Genomic DNA, 17,874 nt, shown 5'->3' with positions numbered 1-17,874 from the left:
TGACCAATGCGCCCTCAAACAGGGTCTCAGGTCACCCTAAATGTGGAGCTGCGTCGACAGCATTACACTGCGGTCTTGCCGCGCTCGCATCGGGAAGCCTGGAACGATGCCGTAGGCAATATTCACCGTACTCCAAGTTCCCGGCCTCGATGTTATCTGCGATCTGTTCCTCTTGCCCGCTGCTCTCTCAACTCTGTCAGTCGCCCGACGTCTATTGACACGCATCACAAGCCTCGAACACGCCTAATTCGCGAGCCAGCAGGCAGCCAAGTGCTTTGGCCCGACCTCGATAGGTGGTGGTTCTTCTTGACGACAGCGATCGAAGGCCAACGGGCAACGCGGATGGAACCGACAGCCTTTCGGCACACGGGCGGCGCTTGGAACCTCGCCCTGTAGAGCCGGCACCTCGGCGCGACCTGCATCGCCCCCCATCTGCGGGGTGGCGTTAAGCAAGGCGACGGTATAGGGATGGCGTGGCTGGAATGTGATCTCGTCGGCGCTACCGATCTCGACCAATTTTCCAAGATACAAGACGGCAATCCTGTCGGCGATCAACCAAGCGAGCGGAAGATCGTGGGTGATGAATAGGAGAGCCATGTTGTGCTTGTGGCGAAGGTCGACCAAAACCTGAAGAATCTGCGCGCGTATTGACACGTCGAGCATAGACACAGGTTCGTCGGCGACGATGAGCTCCGGTTTCACGGCAAGCGCTCCGGCAATCACGACACGCTGGCGCTGACCGCCAGACAGTTCGTGTGGGAAGCGGGCGAAGAAATCGCCGGGAGGATTGAGCCCGGCGGACGCAAGCGCTTCGCTCACACGGTCGGCGAGCTGTTTCCGGTTGTCGACCAGCCGCAGCGAGCGCAACGGTTCCGCCACGATATCGAAGATTGTATGCCGCGGATTGAGCGCCTGATAAGCGTCCTGGAAGATCATCTGGACGCGGTGCCGGTAAGGACGCAGGGCCGAGGCCCTTTGAACTGACGTCATGTCGCGGCCTTCGAACAGCATTTTGCCGCCGGTCGGCTGGGCAAGCTTGGTGATAACGCGGCCGACCGTCGTCTTGCCGCTTCCCGATTCGCCTACGAGGGCGACGATCTCACCCCGTCCGACGCTCAGGTCGATCCCGTCTACCGCACGCACGGCGCCGGCAGGTCGGCCCAGGACACGGTCGAACAGCCCGCCTTGGATAGGGAAATGGACCTGCAGGCTTTCAAGCTGCAGAATATTGGCAGTGTCAGGCATGGACTGAGACCCTGTCTTGTTGCGAAGACCGGTGAAGGTGACAGGCGACGCGTCCCTGCCCGCACTTCTCGAGGCTGGGGACTTCGGTTGCGCAAATCCCGATAGCCGACGGGCAACGCGGATGGAAGACGCAGCCCGAGGGTCGAGTCAACAGGTTGGGAGGATCACCGGGTATCGGCCGGATCATCTTTTTGCCGTTCGCCGGGTTCGGAATCGCGTCTATCAGCAGTCTTGTGTATGGGTGCTTAGGTTTGGCGAAGATCTCAGAGACGGCGCCGTCCTCGACGATCCGGCCCGCATACATGATCATTACCCGATCACAACACTCAGCCACCACAGAAAGATCGTGGGTGATCAAGATCAGGGCAAGATTGAGCTGCGATCGCAACTCACCTAGCAGTTTAAGGATCTGAGCCTGCGTGATGACGTCGAGCGCCGTGGTCGGCTCATCTCCGATGACGATCGAGGGGCGACACGCGAGCGCCATCGCAATCATCACCCTTTGTCGCATGCCGCCTGACAATTCGTGCGGATAGGCGGCGCCGCGATCCGCTGGAATGCCGACCAGTTCCAGCAGCTCTCTTGCCCGCCCGGTCGCCTCGCCCCGCGACATACCGAGCTTGAGCATGCATGGCTCGGCAATTTGCTTGACGATGCGGTGAACGGGATTAAGCGCGTTCATCGCGCCCTGGAAGACTACGGACGTTTCGGTCCAGCGGTGTGGCCGCATCGCCGCATCATCGTCGATCGGCAGTCGGTTGCCGCGATAACGTACCTCGCCGCTGCTGACCCGCGCATTGGGTGATAGCAGACCCGCGATCGCCATTGCGGTCGTGGTCTTGCCGCTGCCGGATTCTCCGACAAGGCCAACGGCCTCTCCGGCCCGGAGCGCGAAGCTTACTCCGTCGATTGCACGCGATGAAATGCCCTTGAGCCCATAGTCGATAGAAAGACCGTCGACTTCCAAAAGCGACGCCTTATGGTGGGAGGAGTCTATCATGGGATCACGCGCCGCCGTGGATTGAACGTGTCGTCGAGGGCATTGCCAATCAGGACGAAGCTAAGGGAGACCGTGAGTACGCATGCGCCGGGTGCACCGAGGTACCACCAGGCTCCTGCACTGGCCGCGCCAGCACGTTGAGCGAGCGAAAGCAATGTGCCCCAAGAAGGCTGCAACGGATCGCCAAGCCCGAGGAACGAGAGCGACGTCTCGACAAAGATTGCGCCGGCGACAACCAGCGCCCCATTCGCTGCGATTTGCGGCACGAGATTAGGCAGGATGTGCCGCACCATGATGCTGAAATTGCTGCTACCCACAACCCGCGCACGATCGATGAATGTTCGCTCCTTAAGCGACAGTGTCTGGCTGCGAACGATACGTGCAACGAAAGCCCAGCTTGTCATGCCGATAACGACAAGAATCACGAAAAGAGAAGGACGGAAGCCGAGAATTTCCTGGCCCCGCCCGATCACCTCGACAACCACGGGTGTGATGACCAGCGCCAGCACGAACGACGGCATGACAAAAAAGAAGTCCGTGAAGCGCATCAGCCAGACGTCAACCACGCCACCGTAATAGCCAGCCGTCATCCCTATCGTAGTCCCGACGACGAGGCTGATAACAGTCGCCAGGAGTGCAATCGTGAGCGAGATACGGGCACCGTGAACGACCAGATTGAGCACGTCTCGCCCCACCTCGTCCGTCCCCAACACATGCTGGCTTGATGGGGGCGCGAGGAATTCCCCGGTTGCATTGATCGCAGTCTGAAGCGGCCCCACCAGAATATCGGGGACCGCTGCCACCACGATAAAGAATGCCAGGCATACGAGGCCCACCTGAGCACCGCCGTAGCCAAGAAAGCGGCCTAGAAATGTTTTGATTGCACGCGCCTGGCGTCCAGAATACCGAATTATACTTTCACTCATTGTCGGACCCTCGGATCAAGAAGGCCGTAGGCAAGGTCAGCCGCGAGGTTGGCGACGACAATCGAAGCGCCAAGCAACAGGAATATGCCTTGAAGGACAGGATAGTCCCGGGCATTGAGAGCCTCTACCGTGAGGCCGCCGATGCCCGGCCACGCAAAGACGGCTTCGACGGTGATGGCACCTGCCACTACGTAGCCAAGATTGAGCGTAATCAACGTTACGACCGGTAGCATTGCATTGCGAAATGCATGACGCATCAGCATCTGTCCGCCCGTCAGCCCCTTGGCCCGTGCGGTCACCATGTAATCCTCGGTGACGACGTCGCTCATTGCAGCGCGAGCGACCACGACGTATTGGCCGACTAGTCCAAGAGCCACCGCGGTGACCGGAAGCGCCAGATGCCGCAAGTAGTCGAGCAACCAATCAAGCGAACCCGCAATTGCGCCTGGCGAATGTGCGCCATAACCCGGAACCCAGCCCAATGCCGTACTAAAGATCACCACCAGGATCATGCCGAGCCAAAAGGCCGGCGTAGAATAGAGCGCCAGAGATGCTCCAGTGGCGATATTGTCGCCGGCTCCTCCTCTGCGCCAACCCGCATACAGGCCAAGCATGACACCGCATATGATGGCGATAAATTGGGCTAGCCCAACCAGGACAATGGTGGCCGGCAACCGCTCCACAATCAGGTCAGCAACATGCCTCCCCCTGAACTTGAAGCTGTAGCCAAAATCCCCGCGGAGCGTTGACGACAAGTAGTCGAGTACCTGGTCCGGGAACAGCGGCCTGTCGAGCCCCCAGTTCTGACGCTGCACCTCGATCTGCTCAGCGCTCACGCTGGTGCGAGCCCCGCCAAGCAGAAGCGCTGCGGGGTCGCCGGGAATGACCCGGAACAGGACGAAGTTCAGCACCGCCACCATCAGGAGGGTTATGATGGCCCTGATGAGAATGCTCCCGATGCGCCGGCTCATCTCGCCTCGCCTTCCATGAAGATCATCTCAAACCGGCTTCAGGCGATCAAAGGGATAGTAACTCCACGTCGATAGGTCCTCCCCCCAGCCGGCGAAGCAATCCTTGCGATAAGCTTCGAGCAACATGGGGTAACATAGCACAATGTAGGGCGCGTCAGCGTAAACAATGCGCGCGGCCTGGTCGACCAACTCCTGGCTCTTCTTTGGATCGACAGTCACATCGAGCTTAGCGGCAAGTTGATCGAACTTCTCATTGCTCCAATGAGCTTTATTGACACGGTCCCCAGTCTTTCCGATTTGAAGTAACGCGCTGGGGCTGGGCAATCCCCACCACCCTGTAACGAGCAGATCCCAGCCTCCGCCGCCCTTTAACGGCGGTGCCGTACGCGCATCGAGCGCGCCGGACTCGAGTTGCGTTACGGATACGGGGATGCCAATTTGTCCCAACCAGCCAGCAATAAGCTGTACGGCCGCGATCGGCATCTCGATATTTCCCGAATAGGTTCCGGTGATCAGTTGGAGCTGGAAGCTCTTTCCCTCATTATCCTCTCGGATGCCATCACCATTCGTGTCCCGGTAGCCCGCAGAATCGAGTCGGTGGGCTGCCTCTTCCAGATCGAAGTGGCGCCTGACTTCGCTCAGGCCCGAGTAGGCATCTGCCACTACTGGCATAACCAGCCCCGCGCCGGGATCGGCGTGCCCTTGGTAGGCTCGCTCAACTATAGTCTTCTGATCGATTGCGTAGCCTATCGCATCGCGAAACGCCGGATCTTGAAGGGCCTTGGTACTAGCTGCACCGTCCCCCGAGGCGGTGTTGAAGGCCAAATAGTCTCGCTGCTCAATGCGGACTTCACCAACCTCGATGGCAGACTCCTTCGCCAGATTAGCCCACTGGGAAGCCGTGAGGCTAAAGCCAAAGTCAAGATTACCGCTCTTCAGACTTTGCGCGATCGGATCGGCCGTATTGAAGAAATTGAATACCATGCCGGCCGTCTTCGGCTGCCCCGAGCGGAAGTTCGGGTTCGGCGAGAGGCGGGCAAACTGGCCCTGCTGAAATTCCTGGACAATCATCGGCCCCGTGCCCACCAGCGGTGGATCGTTGCGGAAGTTACCGCGGGCATCGGCGTAGGAGACATCCTTCCAGATGTGCTCGGGAACCATAAATACGGTGTTATCGATTGGCCAGCGGGTGGGGGACTTAGTCACAATTTGCAAAGTCTCGTCATCGAGCGCCTTGATGGACTCAACATTTCCCAATCCGCCAATGCTGTTGAATCCGACGTTCAATTCATCCGGCTTTCCTATGGAGTCGCGCAAATAGTTGTAGGTGAACGCAGCATCGTTGGCCGTGGCGGGATGGCCGTCAGACCACTTCATGCCGGGCCATATCTTGAATGTCCAGGTGACGTTATCGTCGGCAACCGACCACTCCTTGGCAAATCCTTTCCGCTCAGCATGACGCTGGGCGTCGACGCCGACCAGGAAGTCATAAGTGTAAACCAGCGGCCAGAAGCTGCCATATGAGGCGAACGGATTTAAAGTGTCGGGCGCGGTAATCGCGCCAACGCGTACGATATGGTCATCGCACGACGAGGCGAAAGCCTGAGAGTTCATCACCCACGGTGCAGCTGATCCTGCCAGCATCGCTTTCAGAGCCGTACGGCGGCTAAAACGCCACTTGTCCACTGTTAAACCCTCCCTTTTGTATTTCGCCGGTTTGTCGATAGAGATGACGACCTATTTCTTTGAACGTCAGACCCAACCGCGCAGCGCAAGGTTTGAGAACCACCAAAGTCGCTCGCCACCGGAATATAATAGCGTCAATGAGGCGCCTTAGCGCGAAATAGCGCTCCTGGACGCTGGAAATCGGCGTTTTCTCGCCGACTACGCTACCGGACAGCCGCTCTCACTTCGGATATGGTGTTGCTTGGAAATCCGGAAGTGGTGCTGTATCTCAGCATCGACAACGGCGACGACGCCGACATCGCGGGCCCCGACGGGGTGCTCTTCCTTCAATCAGGCTTGTTGCGGGCAGGCATCGGCATGCCTTGAACTGACCAAAGGTGCGCTCAATCCCATTCCACATGGTGACCGCGGCCACGGCCTTGGCAGCTCCTGCCGGAGCGCCTTCTATCAACAAGGTCTATCACTCGGCGAGCATACGTCGAGAGTACTTCTTTCTCCGTCATCAACTCTGAGGAATCGAAGCATCTCTTAGCCTCGCGTTCAAGGTGACGACGATCTTTCGCATGACGGCAGCGATTGCCACCATTGGCTTTTTGCCGTTGGCGATGAGGCGTTTGTAGAAGGCTGCGAACTCGCTTTTTCCGGCAGTTGCGCGCAGAGCGGGCTTGAAGAGCGCGGTTCTGACATCAGGCCCGCCACCGCGGATTTTGCGGTAGCCGTGTTTTTTGGCCGCTGTCATTTGGATGCGGTGCGACGCCGGCAAGAGCTGCAGCCTAGGATGGCCAGGAGCTTGGCCGGTACAATCAGGCCGAGACTGCCATAGCCGTGCAAACGGCTGCCCGGTGTTTGAGGGTGTCAAACGGCTTCCGAAACTGACCCCGATCGGCGTCCAATTTTGCACGCCGATTCACAGGTGATCGTCTGAAGCCGCCGGACTTGCACACATCAACAGCTTCCCGGGCTATCTCCTGATCGAGGTCAGCCAGATCCTCGGCCAGGCGGTCGATCTCGCGGATGCTCGAGCCAGGCGCGACCCGACGGTTGAACAGATCGGCATGCGGGCACTTCGGCACGAGGTGCGCCTGCAGGCTGCCATGCACCTCGTTCTTCACTCGCGTGCGATGCCGCACGACCTGGTTGCGCCGCGCGACGAAGCGGCAAAGCCGCTCAGTCCGCTCATGGGGAACCCAGACCTCCGGCAGAAAGCCGCTGGCATGGAGCTGCGCCAGAACCCCGCATCGATCTTGTCGGTCTTGATACTGGTATGGGCGACCTGCATCGGGTTGGCCATAATCACCCGGCCGACATAGGGCGACAGAACCCGAACCACCGCCATAGCGTTGCCCGTCGCCTGGACGACAACCTCATCCGTCCGTCGCAAACTGCGGCCGAACCCTTCCAGTCCCGAGCGGGTCATGTCGACCCGTCCGTGATGGCGCAGCCGGCCGTCTTCCCAAACCACCACCTCCGCAAAGGTGCGGTGGATGTCCATTCCAATCACGCGTCTCATCGGCTGCTCCTCAAACAGTCGGGAGCCGGCGGGCGACGCGACACCTACGGATCCGTGCTCTCGGCGCAACCGGGCAGGTCGCAGGGGCGGCCAGCTACTAACGCGGGCTCGCAGCTCATCGAATAGATCGGCCTTGGCGTGCTCCCGGTGCCCCTGTCCCGGATGGTCCGCACCATACGCCGAAAAGCGATCATTTCCAGCGGGGATCGGATGGCACCGTCATGATCATACCGGTTACCAATCCGATCGAGCGTCTCAACGGCGAGATTAAGGGGCGCACCGAGGTCGTCGGAATCTTCCCGAACGATGATGCGATCGTGCGCCTCGTCGGCGCACTCTTGCTCGAACAGAACGATGAATGGGCAGTGCAGCGGGTCAGATATATGACCCTGGAAACGATCAGCCAGATGAGCGATGATCCCCCGATCAGCCTGCCACCCGTCGCGCGCTGATCAGCCCGGCCCATGCCGGAGAGCACGGCGACCAATGCCGCCAGCTACACCACGCAGCGGGACACGATCCTTGCAGGTCTCATCCGCCTCGATACGCCGCTTCCCTCAAATCAGCCAGAACCGCCGAGCTCGCGAGTAGGCGCTGCGGGCGACAACCCGACGGTACTTCAAAACAAATTTGCAGAATCTTCACAATCGCAAATCGCTGACAATGATACAGTCAGAAATCATGCCAAGAAAGCTGATGCCGATTTACTTGGCACTGCGCACAACACGCAACGGAGAGTCACTGCTAATGAAAAGAAGAGCGCTCATCCTAGTCGAAGGAACACGGGGGGATGGCCTGCGATACGTCCAGGCGGCCCGGCATCTTGGTCTTAATCCGATTACGCTGTCGAGTGATCCATCTCGGTACCACTATCTCGTGGCGGAAGGATCCGAGGCAATCCGTGTCGACACAGACAGTCTCGACGCGCTGATCCGCGAATGTTCCCGGCTTCGTGAGAGCTACGACATTGCTGGCATTACGTCCGCCCTCGAGTCGGTCTATGCAACGGTTGGCAAGCTCTGCCGCCATTTCGATCTACCGGGACCAAACCCCGCATCGATAGAACGATGCTGCGACAAATTTACTCAACGTCAACTCCTCGCGGACGCCGGCCTTCCAATCCCTTCTTATCACTTGGCAGCGAATGCGGTGGAGGTTGAACGCGCTGCCGCGGACATCGGGCTGCCGGTAATCCTTAAACCAGTCGTAGGTATTGACAGCATCGGCGTGCGATTGTGCCGCAATGTCGACGAGTTGGCCGAGCATACAGCCTACCTGTTGGCCGACAAGCACAAATTGAGGTCTTCACCGCGGATACTTGTCGAAGAATTCGCACAAGGCCCACTCTATAGTACTGACATAATGGGAAATGAAGCAATCGGTACTTGTGCCGCTGAGTGCGGCCTCCTACCGCATTTCGTCTATCGTGAGTTCATCCATCCGGCCCCACTGACCGATGACGAGAATGAGCGCATAATCGATGTTTCGTTGGGCTCTGTGCAGGCTCTCGGCCTTGGCTGGGGGCCATCCTTGGTTGAAGCCCGTTGGACGAAGCGCGGGCCAGTCGTCATTGAAGTCAATCCGCGGCTTGCGGGTGGACCCAGTTCTCGGCTGGTTCAGCGGGCTTACGGTGTCGATCTCGTTACCGAACACATCAAACTTGTCATTGGTGAGGAGTGGGATTTGCGCAAAAGGCATTCGCATTCTGCGGGCGCGCGGTTCCTGATCGCCGATCGCGATGGTATCCTGGATTGGATCAGTGGCGACAATCAGGCGGCTGCTGTACCAGGTGTTGTCGAGGTGGAATTGTATGTTGGACCTGGGACTCCGCTCGTCAGAAAAGGCGATTCCCGAGACTGTATCGGACATGTGATCGCCGCTTCACCAAGCCAAAGTCGGACTGCGGCGATACTGGAGCGAGGCGCCAATTTAATCAGTTGGTCGATCTCACCGTTTCCCACCGCTGGTGAATAGGACAATCTGCTGCGGTTTTATTGCATCGGCTGAATGTGAGCGCAGGGAGGTCTGACTCGAGGCCAATGACGCGGCAAGGATTTGGAACTGCTCAGGTCAGGGATCGACTCGGATTGAAGGCGAACCTAGCCTGCAAGGTACTGCGTCACCCTTCGCCCGTTACTTGGAAACCAACTAGGCTGCAGATTCATAATTTCGGCGAGGTTGATTGCGGCGAGGAAGTTTAGGGGGTCTCGATCGGATCGTGTGGCTGTGCCTCTGAACTGTTTGAGCTTGTTGAACTATCTTTCGACGAGATTACGCTGCCTGTAGACCATTTGCCGAAGGGTCTTTCTGGGCGGGATGTTGGCCCAAGCCCCTCGCCCTGCGGCGAGCGCACGAATGGCGTCGTTGTCGTAGGAGCGGTCGGCGAGCAGGATTGCCTTGGGCTGGAGTACGTCCAGCATGGCGGCGGCGGGTTTGCCGTCATCCGCCTTCCCGGTGGTCAGGACGCAGTCGCCGGCCGACCTTCGGCATCGACAACCGCCGGGCTTCTGGTGGTGAGCCCGCCACGGGAACGTTCCATGCAACCACCGTCGGCGCCCCTTTTTTGTGTGTGGTCCTGGAATGAGATGGTGCGGATCGATCTTGAAGATTGACGGGTCTTTCGTCCAGGCATCGCAGATCACCTGATAGGGTGTTTTTCATCGCAGAGCCTTGAGGTGCTTGGCGAATTGTAGGCGGCGACGAAGGCCAGGACATGGGCCTTGAGGCTTTCTAGATCGTTGTAGGGTAGACCTTGACCGTGGCATCCTTCATTGTTCGGTTCATTCGCTCGGCCTGACCATGGGTCCAAGGATGGTAGGGTTTGGTCAGCCTGTGCTCGATGCCATTGATGATGCAGACGCGGTCGAAATGTGCGGCCCAAGGAAGCGTCGGCTGGGACATCGCGGTTTTTGGGCAGGTCGGCGAAGGCCATGCCGTTGTCGGTGAGCACGGTGTGTATCTGGTAAGGGAAGTCTTCGAGGACCTTCCTGAGGAAGGCCGCACCTTCATCTTGCCAGCGCAGTCACGGAACTCGACCCAGGTGTGAGCTTTCGGGAGGTTGTCCATTCGGACCGGACCAAGGAGACTGGAGTTACCACGCTTCAGCATCCACCGGAGGATCCGAATGAACATCCACAAGAATGCCCGTCTCACACCGCTGCGTCGAGAGGAGATGGCGCTGTCGGTGATTGAAGGCGCTTTTTCCAAAGCCCATGCGGCGCGCGTCTATGGCGTGTCGGCCAAGATCGTGACGCGCTGGGTCGAGCGCTATAATACCGAGGGCCGCGCCGGCATGGTCGACCATTCCTCGCGGCCTGCCCATATGCCACAGCTCACCGGCGCGTCGGTCGCCGAGCGCATCGTGGCGTTGCGGCGGCGACGTTGGACCGGCAAGCACATCGCCCATGAGGTCGGCGTCTCGCCCGCCACCGTCAGCCGGGTTCTCAAACGTGCCGGGCTATCGCGGCCGGGGGCACGTCTCATTATCCAAATGCGCATCTAGCGACCCGCGCACAGTCCCCCAACGATTTGCTTCACATCCTCGATGCCGATAGATCTACCAGGCAAGGGACCTCGTAGGTAGAACCGAAGTACTTAGATACCGCCTAGTGCAACCAGCACCCAGACGAGTCAGCACCTCCTGCGACTTGACGCCAGCAGCTGAAGCAAGATCGTCGACGGTAAAATCATTACCAAGCAATTCCACAAACGTACCTGGACGACAAAGCGCCTCAGGAACGTCTGTCATATCTACCGTTATGTATTCCATTGATATTCTTCCGATTAGAGGAGCCGAATGTCCGGCAAATCGCACGGATATCTTATTCGCGCAGGCCCAAGGAAGTCCATGCTTGTAACCGATCCCAACGATCGCTACGCGGCTGGTTCGGACCGCACGAAATGTCGCGCCGTATCCAACAGCCTCCCCCCAAGCAACATTGCGCACGTCCAGTATTTTAGCTAGGAGCCTTACAACAGGCTGCAGTGGATTTGGTTGAATACCAGCGCTATTGAGCCCGTACAGTGCTGAGCCCACCCGCACCATGTCGAAATGATAGGATTTGCCCAGCCAGACACCGGCGGAGGCAGCGAGACTACCGCGTTTGGGTCTAAGCAGATCGTAGATCGCCTGAAAGCGGCTTCTTTGCAATAAATTTGTCGGGTCGGCAACGCAATGGCTGCATGCGAGGTGGCTGAGTACGATCAAAGGGGGAAACCTGTCGAAAGTACCAGAAAGATACGCGCGCCGCACGTCGACCAAGGCGAGCCCAAGGCGGGAGAGTCCCGTTTCCACATTAAGGAAGTATGTTTGCCTTCCTGTCGCATTTATTGCCTCCAATTCAGCGCAATTATTTATGACGGGTATGAGGCCGTTGGATCGATAGCATCGATCAAATCTCGTAAACTCATCGCAAAAAACCGCAACTGCCCCGTCAATATGAGAGGACCTTAGAAGCAGCGCTTCGTCGAGGTTCGCGACAAAGAGCAGATCGCAACCGGCATCAATGAGCGCCCGTGCAATCGCTACAAGCCCAAGTCCGTATGCGTCGCTTTTGACGACAGCAGCTACGTTTACGTGTGGCTCGACAAGTGCCGAGATGGTGTGGAAGTTCGCCTGAATCGCCCCCAGATTGATTTCAAAGACTACATCGGCAGGCCGTGCTAGAGACAACATCTTCTGCTCTCCCCCAGCGCTCGGGGCTCCGCTTCTTAAACCGCATCTGAGCGACGTGGCGCGTTAACCGTCACATCACTCAGACGAACTCTCCTAGGCGGGCGATTGGACCGGAAATTGTGACCTCAGCGACCCCAGCACCAGAGAAGCCTGCTAGACGATGCCGGGTCCGAAATACCGCGCGTGGGCGATCTCGAGCATGCGATTAACGAGGCTCGAGAAGCTGTATCCGGCAGACATCGCGGCCAAGGGAAGGCAGCTCGTACCGAGGGGATCAGCACTAGAAGGACAGAGCGCCGGAATCGAATTAATCTCCAGGACAAACGGTCGGCCGGAGCGGTCGATCCGGAGGTCCACACGGGCGTAGTCCCGGCATTGGCAGGCACGAAAGGTCGCAACCGAGATATCCCGCAGGATCATCGCAAGGTTGCTCTCGATTTGCGCCGGACATATCATCCGCGTCGTCGTTTCTCGAGTTAGATGACGAATCTCGCGTTCACCGAAATCATATTCTATGATTGGTAGCACCTCGGTCCCTTCGTTTCCAAGCAATGCGATGGTGACTTCTCGCCCCTCGATATATTCTTCTACGAGCGCGTCTTGCGCAAACTGCGTGACGATCACTTCTACAGCGTGCTCCAACTGCGCGGGCTCATCTACAAGCTGCACTCCGCAAGTGTCTGATTCGTGACGCGGCTTCACCACTACTGGGAATCGCAGGTCGCCGGGACTTTCGGTGCCGCGACGCATCACGCGGAAATTCGGGGTCGGCACACCGCTCTCGCGGATGAGCCTTTTGGTGATAACCTTGTCGAGCGCCAACGCATGCCCGAGCGGGCCCGATCCGGTATACGGGATGCCGGCCATCTCGAGCATGGCCGGAACGTGGCTTTGACGGCACTCGCCCTGAATTCCGACGGCCATGTTGAAGACCATTCCAGAGGGTATGGCTTGGGGGTCGGGCGACATGAACCTCTCCAGTGTGGCGAGCAGACCTTTATCGCCTTCGCACAGCAGCGTCTCGTGGCCGCCCTCTTGCAGTGCTGCCAGCACGCTTTCGGCCGTCTCACGGCGGTATTCCTCCTGACAAGGCTGACCGAACCGGTTGATCACGCCCGTATGATCGTGGTTCCACACGATGGCTACTCGCATGAGCTACTCCCTAATGTTTGCCCTTTATTACGTCGCTCGGATTTGCTGATTGTAGCGACAGCTTGTCCGGATCCTGTCTTCACCCTGTCCCATGCAATCCGTGTGCCACCGAAGACTTGCCAACAAGATGGGGAACCATGTGTTTGGCGCCGCGCCATAAGGGGGAAAAGCGGGGTCATTGTGTCGGGTTTCGAACATAGACGCCTCCACTCAGGGACACAGCTGTGTGAGAGAATGAGGACGCCCTCGCCCACAGCGTCGCCGCGCTCTTCGACTGACACAAATATTAGCGGATGGTTGCTGGATGCCAGGAGCTGGAAGGCAGGACAAGAAACCCTACATTGCGCCCGGCAAGCCGATGCAGAACGGTATCTCGAGTCTTCAAGGCGCAACCAGCTCTTGAACGAGAGAGCCTGTTCTTCGACCTCGACCACGCCCGCAGCACCATCGTCGAATGCGGGAGACTTAAATCCCGTTTCATAACACCCATCTGTTTATGTCATTGATGTGAGAAGTTTTTGCTGATCTGGATGCGATCCCATGGGGTATTTGTGGTCTTGCCACGCGCGATGTACGATGTGCTGAGTCGCCGGTTCGCTGAGCGTTGATCGGCTGAAGACCCATGGACCCTTTGATCTCGCCCGTCTCGGTGGCGAGCCTGAGGGGCTTCGGTGCAACGCCGAGAAGCCCCGCCGCCTTGTCCAGGTTAAGCCATGGCTCTTTGCCGTCCGCCGCTGGCCGGAAGACAGGGATCTTATGATGCGACCTGTGCGCGGTGACCCGCTCGCGTGTGCATCGATTGCCGTGGCTGGTCAAATCCATTGCGGCTTAGGATGCCAGCTCAGATCATCATTGGCGATGAGCACCAGTTGGCGGAAGGCCACGATGATATCGCCGGACGTGCTGTTGCGCTGTCCACGGCGCCGCTTCGGGAGGCGCAGCTCAGTATGAACGCCGCCAATCCCCAATGGATCAGGAGGACGATCTCGGAGGGTTCGTTATTGATATCGGCGACCACCTCCCGGATGACTGTGCGAACGATGCGCTTCTTGAGCCCTGCATTCGTCGTCGCCGCCGCCCACGCCTTGAGATCGGCGGCGAGCGCGGTGACGTGAATTGGCGACAGAAGTAATGGCTCCGATGTCGAGGCACCATGCGCGGCAATCTCGATTTCACCGACACGCGGCGGAGCCGGTTCCGGTGATGACCTCGGCATAGGCTGTCGGGGTCTGGTAGCCGAGCGAAGGAATGAGGCCTCGCGGTGTTGAACAACACGACGAGAGAACGCCCACGGGACCGAGGAACGCAAGTTTCTTTGTCCATGGCATCCCTGGGCCGGGCGCCAGACCACATCGCCATCGCCGCCGCCTCAACCTTGCCGAGACAGACCGCGGCGACCCTCAATAGAAGCGCGACACCGCCAGCAGCAGAGCGGCCGAGATGGTCATCGATCCAAGACCAGCCGAGCGCCACCAGGCGGAAAAAGCGCGCCAGCCAGAAGCCGCCGCCGGCCGCCTCATAAGCGAGGGCGATCCGCTTGATCGCGTGCCCGGCTTGGACGCCTTCGTCGCGCCAACGCTGCACCAGCTTCAACAGTGCTGGCGCATCGGCATCGAGCTACTTGAGCGGCTGGCGCTTGAAGCCCGGGACCAGCCATTTCGCCTTGCTCATTTCGGTGACGGCGACGATCGTGTTATTCTGCTCAAGAGCGGTAAGGGACCGGCTCGCCTCAAAAGATTGCGACATGGAACGCTTTATTCTGATCGTGGTTGAAACAGCGAGGATGCCACACCCTGGCCGCTCGCCCCATAGCATCCACGCAGCGGGACGCGACCATAAAGCTTGGATGAAAGTGCCTTGCGCCTTTTGTCGCCGGTGAACGCGGGTCAAGGTGAATCAACGGCATTCTTGAGAATTTCCCCCCGCCGTGCGCGGTCTCGGCGGGCGGTCGCGAGACGACGGGCTGAAAAGGCCGACATCCAAAACCTTCTTTCGGCACATCTGAGGAACTTTGCAGCGGCACTGATAGCTTGATCGTGCTCGCCGTCTCAGACCCTCAGGCTCACGTCGTAGTCGGTGAGGAAATCCTGGAGGGTCAGGATGTACTCCACCCACCTGACGTTGTCGGTCGCGTTCAGCATGGTGAGGGAGCAGTCGACGGACAGCAATGGTGCCACTGCCGCATTGCGGTCATCCAGCAGCGCAGTGAACCTGCTGCGCAACACTCTATCATAGGCTGGATCCTGGATAGTGGGATACACGCACTTAACTCGCTGCACCACCGACTGCGGCAGCAGGTCCGCGGTGGCGGCTCGCAGCAGGCTCTTCTCGCGCCCGTCGAAAGTCTTGTGCGCCCATGGGGCGCCGAATACGTACTCGACGAGGCGGTGGTCGCAGTATGGGACCCGCACCTCGAGACCCCAAGCCATACTCAGTCGGTCCTTGCGGTCGAGCAGCGACGGCAGATAGCGCGTGAGATAGAGATAGCAGACTTCGCATACGACGCTCGTGCGGATCGGCCGAGGCTGGCCCGGTCAGGGCGGGTACTTCCGCAAGTCCCCTGCGATATTGCTCGTCGAGGTAGCCGGGGAAGTCCAGCTCCTCGAGGAGCCGGGGGTCCAGAGACTGCCGAGCGATATCGACGTCGTCGGACCAAGGAAACGTGTCGGCCTGAACGTGCGAGGGATCGTGGAACCACGAGTAGCCGCCGAAAAGCTCGTCGGCCGACTCCCCGGACAGGGCCACTGTCGAGTGCTGCCGGATCGCGCCGAACAGCAGATAGAGTGAGCTGTCGGCGTCCCCCAATCTGAACGGCAGGTCGCGTGCGTGGAGGCTGGCGGCCCGCACATTCGGGTCCATGAGCTCGTCTGCGCTCAACCTGATGTCAGTGTGGTCGGTACCAACGAACTTCGCGACCTCCTGCACGTACGGCCCGTCAGGTGTGCCGCACATCGGGCGCGGGGTAAAGTTTTCGGTGTAGCCGACGAAGTCGAGGGCGAAGGACCGGATCCGTTCCTCGTTGGAGCGCGCGGCCAGCGCAGTAAGGGCGGAGGAGTCAAGCCCTCCCGACAAGAGCGTGCACAGCGGCACGTCCGCAATGAGCTGCCGCCGGACCGTATCCTCAAGCAGCTCGCGGACGCGCTGAACTGTGGTAGGCACATCGTCGGCGTGCCTGGCGTCAGCGAGCTGCCAATAAGTCATCTCCTGGATCCCATCGCGGGTTACACGCACGATGTGGCCGGGCTGCACCTTATGCATGCCTCGGAATACGGCGTTGTACGGGTCGGCAGCGGACCACAGAGTGCGACGAAGCCCGTCGGCGTCCATGGCCCGTTCCGCGAGACTGTTGGCGAGGATCGCCTTTGGCTCAGAGCCAAACAACACACCGTGTTCGATGGGATAGTAATAAAGCGGCTTGATGCCGAGCCGGTCGCGTATGAGAAGCAGTTCGCGCTTAGCGGTGTCCCAGAGTGCGTAGGCGAACATCCCATTGAGTTCGCTCACGGCGTTGCGCGGGTCGCGGCCCCATTCGCGGTGGGCGTGCAGCACCACCTCGGTGTCACTGCTCGTATTGAACCAATGACCCAGGGCCGCGAGCCGTTGACGCAGTTCGGGATAGTTGTAAGTCTCGCCGGTGTAGACCAGCACCAACGCAGGTCGTCCGTCCTCCTGGAGTATCATCGGCTGGCGCCCCCCCTGGATATCGATGATCGCCAGGCGACGATGTCCTAGCGCCGTGGCCCGTCGATCCAAGTCCCCTCGTCGTCAGGACCGCGGTGCGCCATCAAGCTCCCGTCGTGCTTCGGGCCTCCCAGATCACGATCGAAATCAATCCATCCACAGATGCCGCACATATTTTAACTCCTTGCCTGGGGGTAACTGTCGCGCAACTTGGGAGCCCACGAGGCAGTGCACCCACCGAAGTGATGATTCTGCATGCCTCACATCGGCTCAACTCCACGCCGTAGCATACCACCATGCAACCCACGCCTACTTGTTCTGGTGGTCTGTCCATGTGTTGTTAAGGTCACTTTCAAGAGTCGCTCCGATCTCTGAAAGTGGATCGTTGGTCGTGTCCCCACAAGTGGTGTAGCTCGGCGGTAGCGAAGCCCCTCGCGAGCGCGCCTTCGATAGCGCTGTTGCGAGTGATCGGCTTTGCGCTGGTCATCGGCGCTTTTCGATAGGGGTTGATGTTGACGCCATGAAGCGGCGGAGGCAGTTCAAGTTTTTAATGACGAGAATGGGTAGCTCAGGAAGCTGGTGGTCGATCTCTCCTTGGACAAGGAGATGCTGCAGGACGTTATTTCCCGAGGACTGTGAGGTCTGCTCGCAAAGGCGAGCTGGTGGCGGAGAAGTGTAAGAAATGGAATGCGTCGATCCGGCGGGCATGCCGGGTTCTGGAGTTCGACACGTCGACCTACACAACACGTCACGCCGCCGTGATCAGACTGGCATCGAAGCTCGGATCAAGGACATGTGTGCCACAAGGTCCGCAACGCTGCGCAGCGTGGTGATTGAATTGCAGTCGATCGCGCCCGCTTTCAGAGATCACCAAAGAACTGGTCAATGATGCCGGTACGTTGTAGCTGCGTCGTCGCTGTCCGGCATTCTGGGGCGCAAAGCCGGTTACTAATGCCAGAATTCCGCGGGTTCCAGGCGTCTGTCCGCGTAGCCTGACATTCTTCCGGTCGTGTCCCACCGCGTGGTGT

Annotated in this window: 14 protein-coding genes and 6 pseudogenes; 6 read left to right on the top strand and 14 right to left on the bottom strand. The window is 59.1% G+C overall.

Features of this window, described 5'->3' with window-relative positions:
- Positions 1 to 243 precede the first annotated feature (243 nt).
- The 5 genes from BQ8794_RS09555 to BQ8794_RS09535 are packed head-to-tail and all read right to left on the bottom strand — an operon-like array spanning position 244 to position 5,828.
- Entirely contained in the window at positions 244 to 1,245 is a 1,002-nt protein-coding gene (locus BQ8794_RS09555) for an ABC transporter ATP-binding protein (RefSeq protein WP_077376107.1), read from the bottom strand.
- A complete protein-coding gene (locus BQ8794_RS09550; protein ID WP_077376104.1) occupies positions 1,238 to 2,245 on the bottom strand; it encodes an ABC transporter ATP-binding protein in 1,008 nt (335 codons plus the stop codon). The genes BQ8794_RS09555 and BQ8794_RS09550 overlap by 8 nt, the downstream gene beginning before the upstream one ends.
- A complete protein-coding gene (locus BQ8794_RS09545) occupies positions 2,242 to 3,171 on the bottom strand; it encodes an ABC transporter permease (RefSeq protein WP_077376101.1) in 930 nt (309 codons plus the stop codon). Before BQ8794_RS09545 ends, BQ8794_RS09550 begins: the two co-directional genes overlap by 4 nt.
- Positions 3,168 to 4,142, bottom strand: coding sequence for an ABC transporter permease (locus tag BQ8794_RS09540; RefSeq protein ID WP_077376098.1), 975 nt, complete (start codon positions 4,140 to 4,142; stop codon positions 3,168 to 3,170). Before BQ8794_RS09540 ends, BQ8794_RS09545 begins: the two co-directional genes overlap by 4 nt.
- Before the next feature lie 27 nt (positions 4,143 to 4,169).
- Positions 4,170 to 5,828 carry an ABC transporter substrate-binding protein gene (locus BQ8794_RS09535; RefSeq protein WP_077376095.1) on the bottom strand — a complete coding sequence of 553 codons (1,659 nt, stop codon included), beginning with the start codon at positions 5,826 to 5,828 and terminating at the stop codon, positions 4,170 to 4,172.
- A gap of 237 nt (positions 5,829 to 6,065) precedes the next feature.
- Here BQ8794_RS09535 and BQ8794_RS36985 point away from each other — a divergent pair, with 237 nt between their 5' ends.
- Positions 6,066 to 6,194 carry a hypothetical protein gene (locus BQ8794_RS36985; RefSeq protein WP_280174571.1) on the top strand — a complete coding sequence of 43 codons (129 nt, stop codon included), beginning with the start codon at positions 6,066 to 6,068 and terminating at the stop codon, positions 6,192 to 6,194.
- A 136-nt stretch (positions 6,195 to 6,330) separates the two neighbouring features.
- On the opposite strand, the pseudogene BQ8794_RS37315 reads toward BQ8794_RS36985, so the two are convergent.
- From BQ8794_RS37315 to BQ8794_RS09525, 3 genes and pseudogenes are all read right to left on the bottom strand, one after another.
- Positions 6,331 to 6,444: pseudogene (locus BQ8794_RS37315) on the bottom strand (IS110 family transposase); the annotation flags it as partial.
- A gap of 187 nt (positions 6,445 to 6,631) precedes the next feature.
- Complete coding sequence (locus BQ8794_RS36330; protein ID WP_244554899.1) at positions 6,632 to 6,940, bottom strand: hypothetical protein; 309 nt, start codon at positions 6,938 to 6,940, stop codon at positions 6,632 to 6,634.
- Positions 6,937 to 7,338, bottom strand: a complete 402-nt coding sequence (locus BQ8794_RS09525; protein WP_244554898.1) for a hypothetical protein — start codon at positions 7,336 to 7,338, stop codon at positions 6,937 to 6,939. Before BQ8794_RS09525 ends, BQ8794_RS36330 begins: the two co-directional genes overlap by 4 nt.
- Before the next feature lie 236 nt (positions 7,339 to 7,574).
- Here BQ8794_RS09525 and BQ8794_RS09520 point away from each other — a divergent pair.
- Both BQ8794_RS09520 and BQ8794_RS09515 read left to right on the top strand, forming a co-directional pair.
- Positions 7,575 to 7,790 (top strand): annotated as a pseudogene (locus BQ8794_RS09520) (transposase); the annotation flags it as partial.
- Positions 7,791 to 8,085: 295 nt separating this feature from the next.
- Positions 8,086 to 9,312 (top strand): ATP-grasp domain-containing protein, encoded by a 1,227-nt coding sequence (locus tag BQ8794_RS09515; RefSeq protein ID WP_077376410.1) that lies wholly within the window; start codon positions 8,086 to 8,088, stop codon positions 9,310 to 9,312.
- 125 nt (positions 9,313 to 9,437) lie between these two features.
- Here BQ8794_RS09515 and BQ8794_RS36325 read toward each other — a convergent pair.
- Both BQ8794_RS36325 and BQ8794_RS09505 read right to left on the bottom strand, forming a co-directional pair.
- Positions 9,438 to 9,907, bottom strand: a pseudogene (locus BQ8794_RS36325) (IS5 family transposase); the annotation flags it as partial.
- A pseudogene (locus BQ8794_RS09505) lies at positions 9,903 to 10,383 on the bottom strand (integrase core domain-containing protein); the annotation flags it as partial. The pseudogenes BQ8794_RS36325 and BQ8794_RS09505, both read right to left, overlap by 5 nt.
- A 79-nt stretch (positions 10,384 to 10,462) precedes the next feature.
- Between BQ8794_RS09505 and BQ8794_RS09500 the strand changes: the two are divergent.
- Positions 10,463 to 10,804: pseudogene (locus BQ8794_RS09500) on the top strand (helix-turn-helix domain-containing protein); the annotation flags it as partial.
- Positions 10,805 to 10,894: 90 nt separating this feature from the next.
- On the opposite strand, the gene alr reads toward BQ8794_RS09500, so the two are convergent.
- Together alr and BQ8794_RS09490 are read right to left on the bottom strand one after the other, a co-directional pair.
- Positions 10,895 to 12,013: an alanine racemase gene (gene alr, locus BQ8794_RS09495; RefSeq protein ID WP_077376089.1), complete on the bottom strand. Its 1,119-nt coding sequence runs from the start codon at positions 12,011 to 12,013 to the stop codon at positions 10,895 to 10,897.
- A 153-nt stretch (positions 12,014 to 12,166) separates the two neighbouring features.
- Positions 12,167 to 13,165, bottom strand: a complete 999-nt coding sequence (locus BQ8794_RS09490) for a D-alanine--D-alanine ligase family protein (RefSeq protein ID WP_077376086.1) — start codon at positions 13,163 to 13,165, stop codon at positions 12,167 to 12,169.
- An 833-nt stretch (positions 13,166 to 13,998) separates the two neighbouring features.
- Here BQ8794_RS09490 and BQ8794_RS34545 point away from each other — a divergent pair.
- Positions 13,999 to 14,280 (top strand): hypothetical protein, encoded by a 282-nt coding sequence (locus BQ8794_RS34545; protein ID WP_143744506.1) that lies wholly within the window; start codon positions 13,999 to 14,001, stop codon positions 14,278 to 14,280.
- Between the two features lie 325 nt (positions 14,281 to 14,605).
- The gene (locus BQ8794_RS34530) at positions 14,606 to 14,938 is read left to right on the top strand and encodes a hypothetical protein (RefSeq protein ID WP_143744504.1); all 333 of its coding nucleotides are present in this window, start codon (positions 14,606 to 14,608) and stop codon (positions 14,936 to 14,938) included.
- A gap of 275 nt (positions 14,939 to 15,213) precedes the next feature.
- Here the strand turns inward: BQ8794_RS34530 and asnB are convergent.
- Together asnB and BQ8794_RS36030 are read right to left on the bottom strand one after the other, a co-directional pair.
- Positions 15,214 to 16,918 (bottom strand): annotated as a pseudogene (gene asnB, locus BQ8794_RS09480) (asparagine synthase (glutamine-hydrolyzing)).
- A 676-nt stretch (positions 16,919 to 17,594) separates the two neighbouring features.
- On the bottom strand, positions 17,595 to 17,874 hold a 280-nt coding region (locus tag BQ8794_RS36030; protein ID WP_210189824.1), incomplete at its 5' end, for a hypothetical protein.

The sequence above is a fragment of the Mesorhizobium prunaredense genome (assembly GCF_900156895.1).
GTDB classification, from domain to species: Bacteria; Pseudomonadota; Alphaproteobacteria; order Rhizobiales; family Rhizobiaceae; genus Mesorhizobium; species Mesorhizobium prunaredense.
The sequence above is the reverse complement of the archived record's forward strand: the minus strand, read 5'-3'. Positions and strand labels throughout refer to the sequence as shown.